Source organism: uncultured Rikenella sp. (assembly GCF_910577125.1).
In the GTDB taxonomy this organism is placed as follows: Bacteria; Bacteroidota; Bacteroidia; order Bacteroidales; family Rikenellaceae; genus Rikenella.
Map to the genome: position 1 here is coordinate 1 of NZ_CAJTMN010000139.1, position 4,710 is coordinate 4,710.

Below are 4,710 nucleotides of genomic sequence, written 5' to 3' on the forward strand. Positions count from 1 at the left end.
GTCCGGGTGACCCCGGCGGGACAGAGCGATACTGCGTATCGCTTACTGGTTTGCTGCGCCCAATTCTCTGTTCGCGCGCCTTAGGTTCTTTTAATAGACCGCGATTTCATCCGCGAAGATCCACGCCGGACTGCCCGCGCGAGGGTGACCTTCCGGAAGTATCTCCCGATTCGTCGCCTCGATCCGCACGAAACGCGCTTCGACCGCCTCGCGGAACCGGACATCCACCGGCCGGATAATCACCTCCGAAGTCGAATCCTGCTCAACCGCCACATCCACCGCTTCCGAATAGTTCCTGCCGTCCGCCGACGTCCACACCCTCAGCCGGGTCGGAAGCATGACCGACGTCGAACCGATGTGTTGCAGGAAACGCATCCAAACCCCCTCCAGCCGCCACACGCTGCCCAAATCCAGCGTCACATCCAGATTCGTCCCCTCGAACCCCTGCCACGCCGGATCGTCGCCCCGCTTGAAAGCATACCGGTTGTCCACCAGCGCCGAATCTCCGCCCCCCGTGTAGGCCGCGTGGTAAGGATGAGCATACGTCACCCTCGCCCCTGTCGCCGGATTCAGCAGCCGGGGCGACGACAAGACGCATCCCGCAGCTTTCCCCCGCCGGAACGTGACCGCCGTCAGAGTCGCAGGCTCGGTAATGACGATCGAATCGGCATATACCGGCGACTCCGCCGTCGGCATCGATCCGTCCAGCGTGTACCGGATCGGATGGAGTGCCACCTCCGTCGCCAGCCGGATCACCAGCGCTCCCTCGTCGTTGAAATGCTGTTCGGCGATATACGGTGTGAACGCGCTCTCGGCATAATGCCACCCCCGGGCCGCATACCGGTCGTACTGCCGGTCGAGCTTCCGTTCGAAACGGTGCCAATCCTTGGCTGTCGTATCCGTCCACAACGCTTCGGAAAGGGCCGCCAGCCGCGGAAGCAGCATATATTCCACGTGCTCCGGCGTGCGGATGTTTTCCGTCCAGATATTGGCCTGACCGCCCAGAATGTGGTGCCGTTTGTCGGCCTCGACCTCCGGCCGCAGCGGGTCGAACGAGTAGACGCGCGGCACGCCGTTATAGCCCCCCCACCCCTGCGGTTCGCACGGATTCTGGTTCTGATAGTGATCGAAATAGACATAGTCCAACGGCACCATCACCGCATCGTGCCCTGCATTGGCCGCCCGGACACCCCCCTCGAAACCCGTCCACGACATCACCGTGGCGTCCGGCGCGAGACCTCCTTCCAGAATCTCGTCATAACCGATCATCCGCTTGCCCTTGGCATTGATGTATTTCTCCATCCGACGGACGAAATAGCTCTGCAACTCGTGTTCGTCCTTGAGTCCCTCGGCCTGCTTGCGGGCCTGACACAACGGGCACCCGCTCCACTGCTCCTTGCCCACCTCGTCGCCGCCGATGTGGATGTACGGCGAGTCGGGAAAGAGCTCCACCACCCGGTCGATAATCTCCTGCAGGAAAAGGAAGGTCGAGTCGTTGCCCGGACAATAGATGCCGCTCCCCGGCTTCGCCGTCGGACAGGCGAACTGCGGATAGGCGAAGGTCGCCGCCTCGGAGTGGCCCGGCATCTCGATCTCCGGAATCACCGTGATGTGCCGCGCGCGGGCATAGTCCACAATCTCGCGGATATCCGCCTCGGTATAGTATCCCCCGTAGGTGTCCGCACTGTCCCGGCGCGCCTCGTCGCTCAGCTCCAGCCCGATCCACGGCGCCAGCGGATCCTTGACCTTGCGCCACGCCGCTTTCTGCGCCAGCAGCGGGTATTTGTCGATCGCCAGCCGCCAGCCGATACCGTCCGTCAGATGCCAGTGGAACGTATTGAGTTTGTGGTAGGCGAGTATATCGATGTACCGTTTGACGAAATCTTTCGGGAAGAAGTGGCGGCTCACATCCAGATGCGCCCCCCGCCACGGGAACCGGGGCGCGTCCTCGATCGTCACCACAGGCACGTATCCGGCCGAGTCCCTGAGCTGTTCCAGCGTCTGCAATCCGTAGAAAATCCCCGCTTCGCCTCCTCCGACCACCTCCATCCGTCCGTCGGCCACCGTCAGCCGGTAGGCCTCGGGATTCCGCAGCGAGGTGTCGACCGCCGTCCGCACGCTGTCCGCCACCCATCGGACCGCCCCCTCTCCTTCGACGATGCGGGCGGGTTGAGGAATCACGGCGATCTCTTCGGCCGTCCGCTGCGGCCCGCAGGCGCAGCAAAACGCCGCAGCCAGCACGGCAGCGGCGGTCGAGAGGCGGATGGTGGTCAGGTGTCGTTTCATATTCGAAAGATTCAAAGTGTTCGTAAATTCCGTTTAAAGTTCGACGATCGTCCCGTCGCGCATGGCGATCCGGCGGTCGGACATGGCCGCCAGGTCGTTGTCGTGGGTCACGATCACGAACGTGTAGCCGAACCGGTCGCGCAACTCGAAGAAGAGCCGGTGCAGACTCTCACGATTGGCACTGTCGAGGTTGCCCGAAGGTTCGTCGGCCAGCACCACCGCCGGGTCGTTCATCAGGGCCCGCGCCACCGCCACGCGCTGCTGCTCGCCCCCCGAGAGCTCGGCCGGCTTATGCCCGGCCCGGTGCCCCACCCCCAGCAGCTCCAGCAGCTCGGCCGCCCGCCGCTGCGCCGCGGCACGGGAAGTCCGGCGAATCAGGGCCGGAATCATCACGTTCTCCGTGGCCGTAAACTCCGGCAGGAGGTGGTGGAACTGGAAAACGAAGCCGATCCGCTCGTTCCGCAGCCGCACCAGCTCGGCCGGCCGCAGGCTCCCCACGTCGCGTCCCTCCACCTCGACCGTCCCGCTGTCGGGCTGCGACAGGGTGCCCATAATCTGCAACAGGGTGGTCTTCCCGGCCCCGCTGGGCCCGACGACGGCCACCACTTCGCTCCGGGCGATATCGAGGTCGATTCCCCGAAGCACTTCGACGGCTCCGAACCGTTTACGTATCTCTCTGCATCGTATCATCCTACGACAAATATAACGTTTTTCGCAATCGCTCGGTTCGCAGACCGCCATATCTTCCTTTTTCTTATATTTGCTAAAAATAACCCGAACCAAAACGAGAGCTTTATGAACTTTACAAACGACCCCCGCACCGTGATGACGCTGGACGCGGGAGGAACCAATTTTGTTTTCGGCGCGATCCGCGGCTGCGAAGAGATCGTCGAACCGATCCACCTGCCGTCGGCGGCCAACAACCTGGAACTGAGTCTGGCCAACCTGATCAACGGTTTTCACGCCGTGCGGTCGCGGCTCAAGGAGGCGCCGGTGGCCATCAGTTTCGCGTTTCCCGGGCCGGCGGACTATCCGAACGGCATCATCTGGAACATCGGCAACCTGCCGGCTTACAAGGGCGGGGTGGCTGTCGGGCCGATGCTGGCGGCGGAGTTCGGTATCCCGGTCTTCATCAATAACGACGGCGACCTGTATGCCTACGGCGAGGCGATCGAGGGCTATCTGCCGTGGGTCAATGCCCAGCTCGAAAAGGCGGGCAGTCCGAAACGGTATCGCAACCTGGTGGGGCTGACGCTTGGGACGGGCTTCGGCGGCGGGATCGTGCGGAACGGCGAACTGTTTTTGGGCGACAACTCGGCGGCGGCGGAGGTGTGGCTGCTGAGCCAGCGGTACCACCAGGACCGGAACATCGAAGAGTCGATCAGCATCCGGGCGGTACGTCGGGTCTATGGCGAACTCACGGGGACGCCGGCCGACAAGCTGCCGCATCCGAAGGACATCTACGAGATCGGGATCGGCGAGAAGGAGGGGGACAAGGCGGCGGCGCTGGAGGCTTTCCGGCGGATGGGACAGGCGCTGGGAGATGCACTCTGTAACGTGCTGACGGTGGTGGACGGGATCGCGGTGATCGGCGGCGGGGTGGCGGGGGCGAAGTCGCTGTTCGTGCCGGCGATGATGGAGGAGGTGCACGGGCAGTTTGTCGGGGCTACGGGGGCGCAGTTCCCGCGGCTGGCGCAGAAGGCGTTCTATCTGGAGGACGAGGCGCAGATGGCCGCTTTCCTGCAGGGCGAGGTGAAGCAGATTCAGGTGCCGCACACCAATGAGCGGGTGACCTATGACTCGATGCCGCGCGTGGGGATCGGCTTCTCGCGGATCGGGACGAGCAAGGCGATCAGCATCGGGGCCTATGCCTTTGCGCTGCACGCTTTGGACAAGAGGTAGGGCGTACAGGGGTCTTGCAGACCGGATTTTTATCCCGCTTGTCGTCTTAGTGCGGTGAGCGGGATGTTTTTTTGATTCGGGAGTTTGCATTTTACAAAAAATGCATTACCTTTGCACCTGAAATTACGATCGCGGGGTGGAGCAGTTGGTAGCTCGTTGGGCTCATAACCCAAAGGTCGGAGGTTCGAGTCCTCCCCCCGCAACTCAGACGGTTTGCATCGCAAGATGCGAACCGTTTTTGTTTTTTACTGCCGTTACTCCCGCCCCGGGCAACCGCTACGCAAATTCAGGTGATCCGGTGAACGTCGGCAACGGCGGATTCAGCTACTCGTCGGCGGTGAGCGGCATCTACGGCTTGGGCTTGAAGTTCTATTCACAGTACCTCAACGCAAGCAGCTCAGACACCCGCGGCTTCGGTTTTCAGTTGCGTTGCCTCTCGGAATAAACGGAAGCCTCGACTGATTGGAAACTTCGAACCCGGGCTTGGGTCTGTATGATTTCCAAGTTCTGCGGCTCGCAGAG

The 4,710-nt window shown here is 62.4% G+C and carries 4 protein-coding genes and 1 tRNA gene; 3 read left to right on the forward strand and 2 right to left on the reverse strand.

The window, feature by feature from the left end; all coding sequences use genetic code 11:
• Window positions 1–90: 90 nt before the first annotated feature.
• Window positions 91–2,286, reverse strand: a complete 2,196-nt coding sequence (locus QZ292_RS09750) for a family 20 glycosylhydrolase (RefSeq protein WP_294601045.1) — start codon at window positions 2,284–2,286, stop codon at window positions 91–93.
• 33 nt (window positions 2,287–2,319) lie between these two features.
• Window positions 2,320–2,976 (reverse strand): ABC transporter ATP-binding protein, encoded by a 657-nt coding sequence (locus QZ292_RS09755; protein WP_294601046.1) that lies wholly within the window; start codon window positions 2,974–2,976, stop codon window positions 2,320–2,322.
• A 105-nt stretch (window positions 2,977–3,081) separates the two neighbouring features.
• Between QZ292_RS09755 and QZ292_RS09760 the strand changes: the two genes are divergently transcribed.
• The 3 genes from QZ292_RS09760 to QZ292_RS09770 all read left to right on the forward strand — a co-directional run bounded on the left by QZ292_RS09760 (window position 3,082) and on the right by QZ292_RS09770 (window position 4,633).
• Complete coding sequence (locus tag QZ292_RS09760; protein WP_294601047.1) at window positions 3,082–4,188, forward strand: ROK family protein; 1,107 nt, start codon at window positions 3,082–3,084, stop codon at window positions 4,186–4,188.
• 130 nt (window positions 4,189–4,318) lie between these two features.
• Window positions 4,319–4,391, forward strand: a tRNA-Met gene (locus QZ292_RS09765).
• Window positions 4,392–4,486: 95 nt separating this feature from the next.
• Window positions 4,487–4,633 (forward strand): hypothetical protein, encoded by a 147-nt coding sequence (locus QZ292_RS09770; protein WP_294601048.1) that lies wholly within the window; start codon window positions 4,487–4,489, stop codon window positions 4,631–4,633.
• The last annotated feature ends 77 nt before the right edge of the window (window positions 4,634–4,710 follow it).